The sequence below is a fragment of the Pseudomonas sp. CCI3.1 genome (assembly GCF_034313985.1).
Taxonomy (GTDB): Bacteria; Pseudomonadota; Gammaproteobacteria; order Pseudomonadales; family Pseudomonadaceae; genus Aquipseudomonas; species Aquipseudomonas psychrophila.
In genome coordinates, this window is the sequence record NZ_JAVIWO010000001.1 from 4,801,924 (window position 1) to 4,815,036 (window position 13,113).

Genomic DNA, 13,113 nt, shown 5'->3' on the forward strand with positions numbered 1-13,113 from the left:
GTCTTTGAAACGTTCACCGGCCTTCGGCATGGGAATGTTTAGCGCAGGTGTAACCAAAGGTATAAAACTCTGCATTTAAACAAACGGGCCTGCCGTGTGAGGCTGGGTTCCCTTTTTGGCAACGGTTGCAGGTATGAGGCGTGGTCTGAGCAGTATTCAGTGCCAACGGCAGTCGCGCGCTCCTGCCGTGCGGCGTGTGCCATGCCTACCCTCAGAACTGGCCTTCTGGGCCCTGTTTCACTGCCGCCATGCCCGCCCGCCGGATGCTCGTTAGCCGTTAAATCCTGACTGTCGCGTACCCTCAAGGGGGGCGCCTGCCTGATACGAATCTACGAGTATTGCCATGAGTGCCTCAACCACGTTTGCCCCGCTCCAAGACGCCCTGGATTTTCTGGAACAGCACCCGGACATCGAGATGTTCGAGCTGTTCATCATCGATAACAACGGCGTGCCTCGTGGCAAGTTGCTGCACCGCGACGAACTGCTGGCGGTGTACGAAAGCGGTCGGCCGCTGCCGAGCACAATTTTGGGGTTGAGCATCAATGGCGATGATGTGGAAAACACCGGGCTGGTCTGGGATGTGGGTGATATCGATTGTCGCGCTTACCCCATCAGCGGCAGTTTGCAGCGCATGCCGTGGCGCTTGATTCCGACAGCCGCGGTGCAAGTCAGCATGCACCCGCAGCAGGGCATGCCCGCCACCGTGGCAGACCCCCGGCACCTGTTGGCCAAGGTGATCGACGGCCTCAAGGCCGATGGTTACTACCCGGTGATGGCGGCAGAGCTGGAGTTTTATCTGCTCGATCAACAGCGTGACAGCAACGGTCGGCCGCAACCGGCGCGCGATGCCGATGGTCAGCGTCCGCGTGCCACTCAGGTCTACGGGTTGCGTGAGCTGGAGCAAATCGAGCCGTTTTTGGCCGATCTTTACAGCGCCTGCAAGTTGCAAGGGATTCCGGCCCGTACGGCGATTTCCGAATACGCACCGGGGCAAGTGGAAATCACCCTGGAGCACCGCAACGATGCGTTGCAAGCGATGGACGAGGCCGTGCGCTACAAACGCCTGGTCAAGGGCGTGGCGCACAAGCACGGGATGGTTGCCTGTTTCATGGCCAAGCCCTTTGATGATCTGGCTGGCACCGGCATGCACATGCATGTGAGCCTGGCCGACAAGGAGGGCAACAACCTGTTTGCCAGTGAGGCCCCGCAGGGTACGCCGTTACTCAAGCAGGCGGTGGGGGGGATGCTCAGTACCTTGCTCGATTCGTTATTGATGTTTTGCCCGAATGCCAACTCGTATCGCCGTTTTCAGAGCAACAGCTATGCCCCGCTGGCAGCGACCTGGGGCGTGGACAATCGCACTGTCAGCTTGCGGGTCCCGGGCGGTCCTGCGTTTTCGCGGCACATAGAACACCGTATTTGTGGTGCCGACGCCAACCCGTACCTGGCCGCCGCTGCCATTCTGGCCGGTATTCATCGTGGTATTCGCGAGCAGATGGATCCTGGCGCTCCGATTGAAGGCAATGGTTATGCCCAGGCCACCGAAATGCTGCCGACCGACTGGCTGACCACCTTGCGCGCGCTGGAGGGTTCGCAGTGGGCGAAAGAGGCATTGGGGCCAGAGTTCTTGAAGGTGTACCTGGCAGTCAAGAACTCCGAATACCGGCAGTTCATGGGCGAGGTTGGTGAACAGGACTGGCGTTGGTATTTGCAGCAGGCGTAATGACTGACCACGAATCCGCGTAGCAGCTGCCGTCGGACGCAGCCTCGTTCCTACGGCAGCTGCTACGAGGTTTTGGGTGATCAAATGGTTTTCATGCTTGCGTGACAATTTTTTCACTGGTGCCCCGATAATCTCTGCGTCGATCATCATCAAACACAAGAGTTCGCGGGCCATGTCATCGCAGCCACCTTCTACCCATATTGAGCATGAGTTCGCCGAGCGTTATGACCGCGAGCATGCGAAGGTCTGCCTGCAAACACAGCCCCTGGGGGTTGTTCGCCGGCTGGCGTTGTGGCGCGAAAAACGTTTGGTCCGTCGTGCGCTGAAGGTGGCGGGCGAGCCGGGGCTGGTACTGGATCTGGCTTGCGGTGCAGGACTTTTCTGGCCCGTGTTGGCCGAGCACGGCAATCGGGTGATCCTGGCCTCGGATTCGTCGCAAGCCATGCTCAATCATGCCCAGACCCACCACCCGGCCAGCTTGCTGGCGCGTATCAAGCTGTTTCAAAGCTCGGTGTTCTCCATCGATATTTCCGAGAACGCGGTGGACTGCATTTTTTGCATGCAGCTGTTCCACCATGTGCGTGACGCAGATCATCGGCTGGCTATTTTGCGTGAACTTCACCGGGTCAGCCGTGACAGCCTGATTTTGTCAGTGCCGATTGGTAGTGAGGCGCAGCGGGTCAATGACCCGCAACGCATCGTGGTGAGCAAGGGCGATATTGAAGCTCAGTTCAAACGGGCGGGTTTCAGTATCTTCAAACAGTACGAAGTGCTGCCCGGTTGTGGGATGGGCAGCATCTACATCCTGCGTAAGGACACTTAATTCAGGGCTTTCAAAATGTCGTACGCCAATTCGACACGTGCGTCGTTCGGGTAGTTTTTGTTGGCCAGGATGACAATCGATTTTTGCTCTGAAGGCACGAAAACCGCATAACCCCCGAAACCGTTGGTTGAGCCGGTCTTGTTGACCCACACCGCTTGCTGTGGCGCCAGTGGCGGGTTGAGGGCGATGGCGCCGTTGTTTTCGTAGGCCATTTTGTTCGAGTTGCCCACCCGCAATGACTTGAGTTCGACGGGATAAGCGTACTGCTCCCAGATCAGGTCCTGAGTCATGGGCCCCACGCGAAAATAACCTGTGCGTGTATCGGTCAATGCCCTGCGAATCAAAGGGCTGGCGTTGCCCTGTCCCAGACTCAGTTCGGTGAAGTGGACAAGGTCACGGGCAGTGGTCTTCACGCCGTAGGCTTCGTTGCCGAGTACACCCGGGTTCAGCCTCACCGGTTCATCGTCCTTGTTATAGCCTTGGGCATACAGTGGCATTTTGCTCGCGGGCACCGTCAGGTAGGTGCTGTTAAGCCCCAGCGCCGGGAACAGGTGTTGTTCCATGGCCTGGGTAAAAGGCATGTTCATGCTTTTGGCGGCAATCACGCCGAGCATGCCGATGCTCGGGTTGGCATAACTGCGTTGTGTGCCCGCCGGGAACACCGGCTTCCAGGCTTTGAGGTAGTCCATCAGTTGGCGTTCGTCCTGCACGCTGTCAGGCACCTGCAAAGGGAATCCGCCTGCCGTGTGGGTGGCCAGATGGGTCAGCGTCACCTTGCCAAAAGGCGTGCCCTGGAGTTCGGGCTCGTAGGTGGCGACCGTATCGTTGAGCGAAAGCTGCCCCTTGGCTTGGGCATAAGTGGCCAGGGTGGCAGTAAATACCTTGCTGATGGAACCGACCTCAAACAGCGTGTCGGGGGTGACGGGTGCTTGAGTCGCCTTTGACGCCACGCCGAAATTATAAAAGTGTTGCTTGCCGTTGACGCTGATTGCGATGGCCATGCCGGGTACTGCGTACGCTTGCATAACGTGTCTGGCGCCGTTTTGCACTACGGCATCGAGTTCGGGCTCAGGGGTTTGAGCCAGGGCAGCATTGGCAAAGGCACAAAGACCTACCAGCGAGAAAGTCATTGCTGACAGCTTGCAGGACATTTTCATTGGATCCTCCTCGGTTTTTATAGGGCGCAAATCTACTCGTCTCGACACCGTCTAGTCCGATCGGCTTGTCACATAATGTGTTGTAACAAATCGTATGGAGCCTGAAGTCAGGCAACCTACCGGTAATAATGGCAAGTAGGTGCAGGATTTTGACTCAACTTTCGTAGGTTTTTTCGCGTACAACATGACGAGTCGATGTCCGGAAATCCATGAGGGCGATATATACTGCGCGCCATTCTTCAAGGGAGAGCCGTGTGGCCATCGATATTCACTGGATTCGCGACAACGATAGCCTCGGCCAACATTGCGCCGAATGGCAAAAATTGCCGTTCGTAGCCCTCGACACCGAATTTATGCGGGTCGACACCTTTTATCCCATTGCCGGCCTGATCCAGATTGGCGACGGTACACGGGCTTATCTGATTGACCCGTTGACCATCGACAACTGGCAGCCACTGGCTGACCTGCTGGAAAACACATCGGTTGTTAAAGTCCTGCACGCGTGCAGCGAAGATCTTGAGGTTTTGCTGCGCCTGACTTCCAGCTTGCCGGTACCTTTGTTCGACACCCAACTGGCAGCGGCCTACCTGAACCTGGGCTTCTCCATGGGCTACTCGCGCCTGGTCAAGGAAGTGCTGGATATCGACCTGCCCAAAGGCGAAACCCGCTCTGACTGGCTGCAACGCCCTTTGTCTGAAACCCAGATCAGCTACGCCGCCGAAGATGCCGTGCATCTGGCTGAAGTCTACAAATTGCTGCATCCGCGTCTGTCGGCAGAAAAATACAGCTGGGTGCTGGAAGATGGCGCCGAACTTGTCGCCAACCTGCGCCGCGAAGTTGACCCTTACGAGGTGTATCGCGAAGCCAAGTTGGCGTGGAAACTGTCGCGGGCTCAGTTGGCTGTATTGCGTGAAATTTGCGCTTGGCGCGAGCACGAAGCCCGCGCCCGGGATCTGCCGCGTAACCGTGTGATACGTGAGCATGCGCTATGGCCGCTGGCCAAGACGCAGCCCGACAATCTGGTCGCGCTGGCTCGTATTGAAGACATGCACCCGCGCACCGTGCGTCAGGATGGTGAGTTTTTGCTTGATCTGATCAAGCGTGCTGGCAGTCTACCGCCAGAAGAGTGGCCGCCCGCTGTACCCGAGCCTTTGCCGGTCGAGGCGGCGCTGCAGATCAAGCGTCTGCGTGCCATCGGCCAGGCACAGGCCGAGCGCCTGAACATTGCGCCGGAACTGATGCTGCGCAAGAAAACCCTGGAAGCCCTGCTAAAAAGCGGCTTCCCCAATGGCCCCTATCAATTGCCGGAATCACTGCGCGGCTGGCGCCGTGAGCTGATGGGCCAGGCCTTGCTCGATTGCCTGGCCACCGCTGGAGAACTGTCTTGAAACGTATTTGTTCTATTTATCGCAGCACCAAACGCAACGAAATGTATCTTTATGTGCTCAAGGCCGATGCTCTGGAGCGCGTGCCGGAACCTTTGCTGGCAGCCTTTGGCAAGCCATTCCATGCCTTTGACCTGGTACTGAGCCCGGAGCGAGCCCTGTCTCGCGAAGACATTCACAAGGTGCTGGAGAACCTGGAGACCCAGGGCTACCACTTGCAAATGCCACCGGCCGAAGACGAATATATCGAGCACTTGCCCGAAGAGCTGCTACGTCGCAACGACCCGATGTAAGTGCAGCGCCAGGTGTCCGGCTCCGGGCACCTGTCTTAAACGGACTCATTTTGATTGGCGGTGGCCGAACGCTCCGAGGCAAACCTCGGCGACGGGTGCTGGCAGTGGTTTAGAAAGGTTAGAAACATGCGCATCCTGATCGCCGAGAAAGACTACCCGCTCTACACCCAACTTCTGCAACGTATCGCACCGGATCTTGAGGTGCACTCCAGCGGGGACTCCGAACAACTGTCGCGCCTGGCTGGCGAGTGCCAGGTATGGCTGGGGCAACCGGATCTGTTGGCCACCCTGTTGCGTCAGGGCCATACGCCGGACTGGTTGCAGTCGACCTGGGCGGGGATTACACCGTTATTGGCTGACGGTTTGCCACGTTCATACCGTCTGACCCGTGCGGTCGGTATTTTTGGCCAGGTGATGGCCGAATACGTGTTGACCTACATGCTCGGCCACGAGCGTGAAGTCATGGCCCGTCTGGTCAGCCAGGTCGAACGCAAGTGGGACAACCGCATGGGCCAGAGCCTGGTGGGGCGCAAGGTATTGATCGTCGGGGCCGGGGATATTGGCCAAACCGTGGCTCAATTTCTGCTGCCCTTTGGCGTTGAGCTGTATGCCATCGCCACGACCGCGCGAGAATTGGCGCCGTTCAAGGAAGTAGGCGTGTTGAGCGATTTGCCGCGCATGGTGGGGGAGATGGATTACGTGATCAATCTGCTGCCCAATACGGCCGACACCCATGACGTCTACGATGCGCAGCTGTTTGCACAATTCAATCCCAATGCCGTGTTTATCAATGCCGGGCGCGGCGTTGCGGTGGTGGATGCCGATTTGGTCGAGGCCCTGCGAGTGGGGCATCTGGCGGGTGCGGTGATCGATGTTTGCCGTCAGGAGCCACTGCCAGCCAAACATCCCTTCTGGACCGCCTGGGGGTTGCTGCTCACAGGCCACAGCTCGGCGCCAACCTCGCCACCGATGATGGTGCAGCTGTTTGTCGACAACTTGCGGGCGTTTCAGGCGGGCGAGGCACTGCGTGGCGAAGTGGATTTCGAACGCGGGTATTGAAACCTGTGGGAGCGGGCTTGCTCGCGATGGCATCAACGCGGTTGACCAGATAGCGCGCGTCGTTTGCATCGCGAGCAAGCCCGCTCCCACAAGGGCCTTGATTACAGGCTGAAATCGCCTTCAGCCACCAGCTTGCTCAGTGGCTCGCGCTGGCTTGGCACTTCTTTGGCCTGCAGGTAATCCACCAACGTCGACTTGTCGCCGATCTTGCCGATGGCAACCATGGCCTGCACCGCGTAACCCTCAGGGATTTTCAGCTCTTTACGCGCCCGCTCGAAATCCAGACCGCTCATGCCGTGGGTATGCCAGCCGCTCAAATGCGCCTGCAGTGCCAGATGGCCCCAGGCCGCGCCGGTGTCGAACGCGTGGGTGGGTGCAGGTTTTTCTTCGGTGGTGCCCGGTGCGGCATAGGAGGTTTTGGAAACAATCACCACCAGTGCGGCGGCGTGCTTGGCCCAGCCCTGGTTGAACTCCACCAGCAGGCTCAGGTAACGGTCAAAGTCCGGAGTGCCGCGAAGGGCAAACAAGAAGCGCCAGGGTTGCGCGTTGTAGGCCGAAGGCGCCCAGCGCGCCGCTTCGAAAAAGCTCATCAGGGTCGCTTTGTCGATGGTCGCGTCGGTAAAGGCGCGGGGTGACCAGCGCAGGGTAAATTGCTCGTCAATCGAGTGATCGGCTTTACGGCTGTTAGCAGGCATGGCGGTTTCCTGAGGTAAATGTTACGTATTAATTCAGGGCCTAAAACTACTGTGATGTCGTCAAGGTGACAAGTCTGACGACAAGCCCTTGGCCCCAAGGGCCTTGGGCACTAGACTGGCGGCCTTTTCCACTCCCTGATGTTGATGTTTGAGCCATGGCCGCAATCGTTGAACCGTTCTGGATCCGCAAAACCCTCGATCAACTTGATCAAGAGGAATGGGAGTCGCTGTGCGACGGCTGCGGGTTGTGCTGCTTGCAAAAGCTCGAAGATGAAGACGACAACAGCGTCTACTACACGCGTATTGCCTGCAAACTGCTTGATCTGAAGACCTGTCAGTGCACCGACTACCCTAACCGTCGTGATTCGGTTCCGGACTGCATTCAGCTGTCGCCGGGCAAGGCCGAGGAATTCAAATGGCTGCCACCGACCTGCGGCTACCGCCTGGTCAGCGAGCGCAAGGACTTGCCGCTCTGGCACCACCTGGTCTGCGGTGACCCGGACGCTGTACACCATGAACGCATTTCGCAGTCGGGGCGCATGCTTGCTGAAGGCAGCGTGCCTGAAGACGACTGGGAAGATCATCTGATTTTCCGCGCCGGTTAAGTGCCGCAGCGCAGCAAAGGAGTGTGTATGGCGCTGCATTGCAAATGGCCCCGGGGCCTGAGTCTGCTGCTGATATTGGCCTGCGGACCGCTGTGGGCTTCGCAAAAAGTCGATCTCAACTACCACGTGCGACTGTTGCCCAAAAGCGATCAGGCCGAGGTACGGCTGACCCTTGGCGAGGGGGCGGCCGTGCGCAGCCTGGATTTCGACCTCGGGGAGCAGGGCAGTTACACCGATTTCAAGGCCGACGGACAATGGCAATTGAGCGCCGACCCTGCCCACGGTCGCGGCGTGTGGCGTCCCGCACCGGGTAATGCCAGCCTGAGCTACCGTGTGCGCTTGAACCAGCCGCGCAAGAACGGCAGCTTTGACAACCGGATAACACCCGATTGGGCCTTGTTTCGCGGCGAACAGCTGGTTCCGCCCGCCAACCTCGATCAGCAAGATGGCGTCGAACTGGTGTCTCGCCTTGAGTTCGAGTTGCCCAATGGCTGGAAAAGCGTCGAAACCGCCTGGCCGCGTATCGGCAAGAACCGCTTCCGCATCGATGATGTCTCGCGTCTGTTTGACCGTCCCACCGGCTGGATGCTGGCGGGTAACCTGGGCAGCCGTCGCACCACAGTGGGTGAAACCGAAGTCACGGTAAGTGCGCCCAAGGGCCAAGGCATGCACCGCATGGATGTGCTGACCTTGTTGACGTTTGTCTGGCCGCAAGTTCAGGCCGTGTTCCCGCGCAACCCGCCCAAGTTGCTGATTGTCGGTGCGGGCAACCCGATGTGGAAGGGCGGTGCTGCGGCGCGCAACTCGATTTACCTTTACAGCGGACTGCCGCTGGTCAGTGAGAATGGCACCAGCACGCTGTTGCGTGAAGTGGTGCAGGTATTCAGCGGCATCAATGACGAGCCGGGCCACGACTGGATCGGTGAAGGCTTGAGCGAGTACTACGCCATCGAACTGATGCGCCGTGCGGGCGGCATGAGTGACGAGCGCTATCAAACCCTGCAGCACAAGCTCACAGCAGCCGGTAAAACCGTCACCCGACTGCGCGGCCAGCAGGCCGGCCCGGCAATGGTTGCGCGGGCCGTCACGCTATTGCAGTCGCTGGACCGCGAGATTCGTTTGCAAACCCATAACAAACGTTCGCTGGATGACGTCAGCCAGGCGCTGATGCGCATGGACAAGGTCAATACCGCGAGTTTTATCCAGTTGAGCGAAAGCGTGCTCGGTGGCCACTCCGAGGTGCTGGACACCCCGCTGTTGCGCTGACCCCAACCTCTGGTGTGGGAGCGGGCTTGCTCGCGATCGGATCGCTGCGGTTTAACTGGCACATCTCGTCGCCGCCATCGCGAGCAAGCCCGCTCCCACCGTGTTTTGCCAGCTTCTTTACGCCTTCTTTACGCCCCCGCATCCCTCTCGATCTCGATCCTTTACGCCCTCACTCCCCACACTCTCTCCCTACGCGGCAAGTGCCGCTTCGGGAGAGTTGCCATGGGCGTTCTGGATGGGGTGTCACTGCTGTTGGCAGTGTCGCTGTTCGTTTATCTGCTGGTTGCGCTGTTGCGCGCAGACCGGAACTAGGAGCGGGTATGCACAGTTATGACTATGGGCTGATCCTCGCCTTTTTTGCCTTGGTACTGTTGCCGGCGCCGTGGCTGGGACGCTTTTACTACAAGGTGATGGAAGGCCAGCGTACCTGGCTGACCCCGGTAATGGGCCCCGTCGAAAAAGTCTGCTATCGCATCGCCGGGGTAGACCCGGGCATTGAGCAAAGCTGGCAGAAATACACGTTGGCCCTGCTGGTCTTTAACCTGATGGGCTTTGTGTTGCTGTTTGCGATTCTGTTGCTTCAGCAGTATTTGCCCCTTAACCCGCAGCAGCTGCCGGGCCAGGAGTGGACGCAAGCGTTCAACACTGCCGTCAGTTTTGTCACCAACACCAACTGGCAGAGCTACAGCGGTGAAGCGACCCTGAGCTACTTCAGCCAGATGGCCGGCCTGACCGTGCAGAACTTCGTCAGCGCGGCCACCGGTCTGGCCGTGCTGGTTGCGCTGTGCCGTGGCATCAGCCGTCGCTCGGCGCATACCCTGGGCAACTTCTGGGTCGACATGACCCGTGCCACCCTCTACGGCTTGCTGCCGCTGTGTGTGGTGCTGGCGCTGTTTTTGGTCTGGCAGGGCGTGCCGCAAACATTCGCTCATTACGTCAATGCCGTGACCCTGCAAGGCGTGGATCAAGTGATTCCCCTTGGGCCTGCCGCCAGCCAGATTGCGATCAAGCAATTGGGCACCAACGGCGGTGGCTTCTTCGGGGTGAACTCCGCGCACCCGTTCGAGAACCCAACGGCCTGGAGCAACCTGTTCGAGCTGGCCTCGATCATTCTGATCCCGGTGGCGCTGGTGTTCACTTTCGGCCACTACGTCAAGGATCTGCGCCAGAGCCGGGCGATTGTGGCCTGCATGCTGGCCTTGTTCCTGATCGGCGGCGGCACGGCGCTGTATGCCGAGTATCAGCCGAACCCGGCGCTCAACAGCCCGCTGGTTGAGCAGACGGCACCGCTGGAAGGCAAGGAAGTGCGCTTCGGCACCACCGGTACGGTGCTCTGGACCGAAACCACGACGTCGGCCTCCAACGGCTCGGTCAACGGCATGCACGACAGCCTCAACCCGCTGACCGGGATGGTGGCGCTGGTCAACATGATGGTCGGCGAAGTGATCTTCGGCGGCGTGGGCGCAGGGCTCTACGGCATGTTGCTCAACGTGTTGATCGCGGTGTTCCTCGCCGGTCTGATGATTGGGCGAACCCCCGAGTACCTCGGTAAAAAGCTGCAAGCCAAGGAAGTCCAGTTGCTGGTGGTGACCTTACTGGTAATGCCGGTGGGCGTGCTGGTACTGGGTTCGATTGCCGCCGTGCTGCCCAGTGCTGTGGCCTCGGTCAGCAACCCAGGGCCCCACGGTTTCAGCCAGGTGCTTTACGCCTTTACCTCGGCCAGTGCCAACAACGGTTCGGCGTTTGCCGGGCTCAATGCCAACACGCCGTTCTACAACCTGATGCTGGGGCTGGGCATGTTGATCGGGCGCTTCGGTTACATCCTGCCGGTGCTGGCGTTGGCCGGTAGCCTGGCGCAGAAGAAGTCCGCGCCCATCGGCCAGAACAGTTTTCCAACCCACGGCCCGCTGTTTGTGGCGCTGTTGACCATGACCATTTTGCTGGTGGGCGGCTTGACCTTTTTGCCGACGTTGGCCCTTGGCCCTATCGCTGAACAACTGACCCCGGGCTTCTAAGGAGACGATGATGACAATGCCTGCTCCTGTTTCAAAGTTGACACCCACTCCTGAGGCCAAGGCGCCCGAATCACCCAAAACCTCGTTCGCCGACATCTGGCGCCCGGCGCTGCTGCAAGCCTTCGTCAAGCTCGACCCGCGTCAGCTCAAGCGCTCGCCGGTCATGCTGGTGGTTGAACTGACGGCGATTTTCACTACGGTGCTGTGCTTTATGCCAGAGCCTGCGGTGCCCACCGCAGTGGCCGTGCAAATCGCCCTGTGGCTGTGGTTTACCGTGTTGTTCGCCAACTTTGCCGAAGCGTTGGCCGAGGGCCGGGGCAAAGCCCGGGCCGACAGCCTCAAGGCTGGCAGCGTAGGCTTGAGTGCTCGTCGGCGTACCGCCACGGGCAGTTTTGAAGTGGTGCCCGCCACCCGTTTGCGCAAGGGCGATGTGGTGCGCGTCGAAGCGGGGGAGATGATCCCCGGAGACGGCGAAGTCATCGAGGGGATTGCCGCGGTCAACGAAGCAGCGATTACCGGTGAGTCTGCGCCGGTGATCCGTGAGTCGGGCGGTGATCGCTCGGCGGTGACCGGCAACACGCGACTGGTGAGTGACTGGCTGCTGGTGCAAATCAGCACCAATCCCGGCGAGTCGACCTTGGACCGCATGATCGCCCTGGTCGAAGGTGCCAAACGCCAGAAAACCCCCAATGAAGTGGCGCTGGATATCCTGTTGATCGGCTTGACCCTGATCTTTCTGATCGTGGTCGTGACCTTACAGCCGTTTGCCTACTTTGCCGGTGGCAGCTTGCCGCTGGTGTTTTTGGTGGCGCTGCTGGTCACGCTGATCCCGACCACCATTGGCGGCTTGCTGTCGGCCATTGGCATTGCCGGGATGGACCGTCTGGTGCGCCTCAACGTGATCGCCAAGTCAGGGCGGGCGGTTGAAGCAGCGGGTGATGTACATGTCCTGATGCTCGACAAGACCGGCACGATCACCTTCGGTAACCGTCGCTGCACGGCGTTGTATGCATCCCCCGGCGTGACGGCCAAAGAGCTGGCCGAAGGCGCGTTGCGGGCCTCGCTGGCGGACGAGACGGCCGAAGGCAAATCCATCGTTGAGTTCATCCGGGGCCAGTACGCCCTGCCTGAGCTGCCGGGGTCTGACTTCAGCCCGGTGCCGTTCACGGCCGAAACCCGTCTGTCGGGGATCGATTACAACGGCCAGGTGTACCGCAAAGGGGCTGTGGATTCGGTGCTGGCGTTTGTCGGTCTCAAGCGCGGCGAACTGTTGCCCGCCCTGTCGCGGGAAATCGACAAGATTGCCCAGAGCGGCGGCACCCCGTTGCTGGTGTGCGCCCAAGGAAAGTTATTAGGTGCGATCCATCTCAAGGACGTGGTGAAACCGGGAATTCGCGAGCGCTTCGCTGAATTGCGCACGTTGGGGATTCGCACCGTCATGGTCACGGGCGACAACCCGCTGACCGCCGCAGCGATTGCCGCCGAAGCGGGAGTGGATGACGTGCTGGCAGAGGCCACACCGGAGAAAAAACTGGCGCGTATTCGTCATGAACAGAATGACGGGCGGCTGGTGGCCATGTGCGGTGATGGTGCCAACGACGCCCCGGCCCTGGCCCAGGCTGATGTCGGCATGGCAATGAACGACGGCACCCAGGCTGCCCGCGAAGCGGCAAATATGGTCGACCTCGACAGCGATCCGACCAAACTGCTTGATGTGGTGCAAATCGGCAAAGAGTTGCTGGTGACCCGTGGCGCGTTGACCACGTTCTCGATCGCCAACGACGTGGCCAAGTACTTTGCGATCCTGCCCGCGTTATTTGCTTCGATCTATCCGCAATTGGGCGTGCTGAACGTGATGGGGCTGAGCAGTCCGCAGAGCGCGATTTTGTCGGCCATCGTGTTCAACGCATTGATTATCGTGGTGCTGATCCCGCTGGCATTGCGTGGCGTACGTGTTCAGGCGGCCAGTGCTGCGCACTTGCTGCGTCGCAACTTGCTGATCTATGGCGTGGGCGGGCTGGTGGTGCCGTTTGTGGGCATCAAGCTGATCGACATGCTGCTCACGGCGCTGCATCTGGTTTAAGCATTGGAG

Annotated in this window: 12 protein-coding genes; 10 read left to right on the plus strand and 2 right to left on the minus strand. The window is 59.6% G+C overall.

Features of this window, described 5'->3' with window-relative positions; genetic code table 11:
- Window positions 1-343 precede the first annotated feature (343 nt).
- Both RGV06_RS22125 and RGV06_RS22130 read left to right on the plus strand, forming a co-directional pair.
- Window positions 344-1,723, plus strand: a complete 1,380-nt coding sequence (locus RGV06_RS22125) for a glutamine synthetase family protein (protein WP_048350858.1) — start codon at window positions 344-346, stop codon at window positions 1,721-1,723.
- A 172-nt stretch (window positions 1,724-1,895) separates the two neighbouring features.
- The gene (locus RGV06_RS22130) at window positions 1,896-2,546 is read left to right on the plus strand and encodes a class I SAM-dependent methyltransferase (protein WP_322151405.1); all 651 of its coding nucleotides are present in this window, start codon (window positions 1,896-1,898) and stop codon (window positions 2,544-2,546) included.
- Here the strand turns inward: RGV06_RS22130 and ampC are convergent.
- Complete coding sequence (gene ampC, locus RGV06_RS22135) at window positions 2,543-3,703, minus strand: class C beta-lactamase (RefSeq protein WP_019827546.1); 1,161 nt, start codon at window positions 3,701-3,703, stop codon at window positions 2,543-2,545. The genes RGV06_RS22130 and ampC overlap by 4 nt on opposite strands.
- Before the next feature lie 254 nt (window positions 3,704-3,957).
- On the opposite strand from ampC, the gene rnd reads away from it, so the two are divergent.
- The 3 genes from rnd to RGV06_RS22150 all read left to right on the plus strand — a co-directional run bounded on the left by rnd (window position 3,958) and on the right by RGV06_RS22150 (window position 6,440).
- Window positions 3,958-5,091: a ribonuclease D gene (rnd, locus tag RGV06_RS22140; protein ID WP_322151408.1), complete on the plus strand. Its 1,134-nt coding sequence runs from the start codon at window positions 3,958-3,960 to the stop codon at window positions 5,089-5,091.
- Entirely contained in the window at window positions 5,088-5,381 is a 294-nt protein-coding gene (locus RGV06_RS22145) for a YcgL domain-containing protein (RefSeq protein ID WP_019827548.1), read from the plus strand. The genes rnd and RGV06_RS22145 overlap by 4 nt, the downstream gene beginning before the upstream one ends.
- Window positions 5,382-5,507: 126 nt before the next feature.
- Window positions 5,508-6,440: a D-2-hydroxyacid dehydrogenase gene (locus RGV06_RS22150; protein ID WP_019827550.1), complete on the plus strand. Its 933-nt coding sequence runs from the start codon at window positions 5,508-5,510 to the stop codon at window positions 6,438-6,440.
- 101 nt (window positions 6,441-6,541) lie between these two features.
- On the opposite strand, the gene RGV06_RS22155 is transcribed toward RGV06_RS22150, so the two are convergent.
- Window positions 6,542-7,135: a nitroreductase family protein gene (locus RGV06_RS22155; RefSeq protein WP_019827552.1), complete on the minus strand. Its 594-nt coding sequence runs from the start codon at window positions 7,133-7,135 to the stop codon at window positions 6,542-6,544.
- 155 nt (window positions 7,136-7,290) lie between these two features.
- On the opposite strand from RGV06_RS22155, the gene RGV06_RS22160 reads away from it, so the two are divergent.
- The 5 genes from RGV06_RS22160 to kdpB all read left to right on the plus strand — a co-directional run bounded on the left by RGV06_RS22160 (window position 7,291) and on the right by kdpB (window position 13,104).
- Complete coding sequence (locus RGV06_RS22160) at window positions 7,291-7,740, plus strand: YcgN family cysteine cluster protein (RefSeq protein ID WP_016780096.1); 450 nt, start codon at window positions 7,291-7,293, stop codon at window positions 7,738-7,740.
- Window positions 7,741-7,767: 27 nt separating this feature from the next.
- Window positions 7,768-9,006: a hypothetical protein gene (locus RGV06_RS22165; protein ID WP_322151413.1), complete on the plus strand. Its 1,239-nt coding sequence runs from the start codon at window positions 7,768-7,770 to the stop codon at window positions 9,004-9,006.
- 222 nt (window positions 9,007-9,228) lie between these two features.
- On the plus strand, window positions 9,229-9,318 hold the full coding sequence (gene kdpF / locus RGV06_RS22170; RefSeq protein WP_037032648.1) for a K(+)-transporting ATPase subunit F: 90 nt from the start codon (window positions 9,229-9,231) through the stop codon (window positions 9,316-9,318).
- A gap of 8 nt (window positions 9,319-9,326) precedes the next feature.
- Window positions 9,327-11,021 carry a potassium-transporting ATPase subunit KdpA gene (kdpA, locus tag RGV06_RS22175; protein ID WP_046810290.1) on the plus strand — a complete coding sequence of 565 codons (1,695 nt, stop codon included), beginning with the start codon at window positions 9,327-9,329 and terminating at the stop codon, window positions 11,019-11,021.
- Window positions 11,022-11,031: 10 nt separating this feature from the next.
- On the plus strand, window positions 11,032-13,104 hold the full coding sequence (kdpB, locus tag RGV06_RS22180) for a potassium-transporting ATPase subunit KdpB (protein ID WP_322151416.1): 2,073 nt from the start codon (window positions 11,032-11,034) through the stop codon (window positions 13,102-13,104).
- Window positions 13,105-13,113: the final 9 nt, after the last annotated feature.

What these genes read in the sequence shown, in the direction of transcription:
- RGV06_RS22125 (WP_048350858.1), top strand. Translation starts at nt 344, where the DNA reads ATGAGTGCCTCAACCACGTTTGCCCCGCTCCAAGACGCCCTGGATTTT.
- RGV06_RS22130 (WP_322151405.1), top strand. Translation starts at nt 1,896, where the DNA reads ATGTCATCGCAGCCACCTTCTACCCATATTGAGCATGAGTTCGCCGAG.
- ampC (WP_019827546.1), bottom strand. Translation starts at nt 3,703, where the DNA reads ATGAAAATGTCCTGCAAGCTGTCAGCAATGACTTTCTCGCTGGTAGGT.
- RGV06_RS22150 (WP_019827550.1), top strand. Translation starts at nt 5,508, where the DNA reads ATGCGCATCCTGATCGCCGAGAAAGACTACCCGCTCTACACCCAACTT.
- RGV06_RS22155 (WP_019827552.1), bottom strand. Translation starts at nt 7,135, where the DNA reads ATGCCTGCTAACAGCCGTAAAGCCGATCACTCGATTGACGAGCAATTT.
- RGV06_RS22160 (WP_016780096.1), top strand. Translation starts at nt 7,291, where the DNA reads ATGGCCGCAATCGTTGAACCGTTCTGGATCCGCAAAACCCTCGATCAA.
- RGV06_RS22165 (WP_322151413.1), top strand. Translation starts at nt 7,768, where the DNA reads ATGGCGCTGCATTGCAAATGGCCCCGGGGCCTGAGTCTGCTGCTGATA.
- kdpF (WP_037032648.1), top strand. Translation starts at nt 9,229, where the DNA reads ATGGGCGTTCTGGATGGGGTGTCACTGCTGTTGGCAGTGTCGCTGTTC.
- kdpA (WP_046810290.1), top strand. Translation starts at nt 9,327, where the DNA reads ATGCACAGTTATGACTATGGGCTGATCCTCGCCTTTTTTGCCTTGGTA.
- kdpB (WP_322151416.1), top strand. Translation starts at nt 11,032, where the DNA reads ATGACAATGCCTGCTCCTGTTTCAAAGTTGACACCCACTCCTGAGGCC.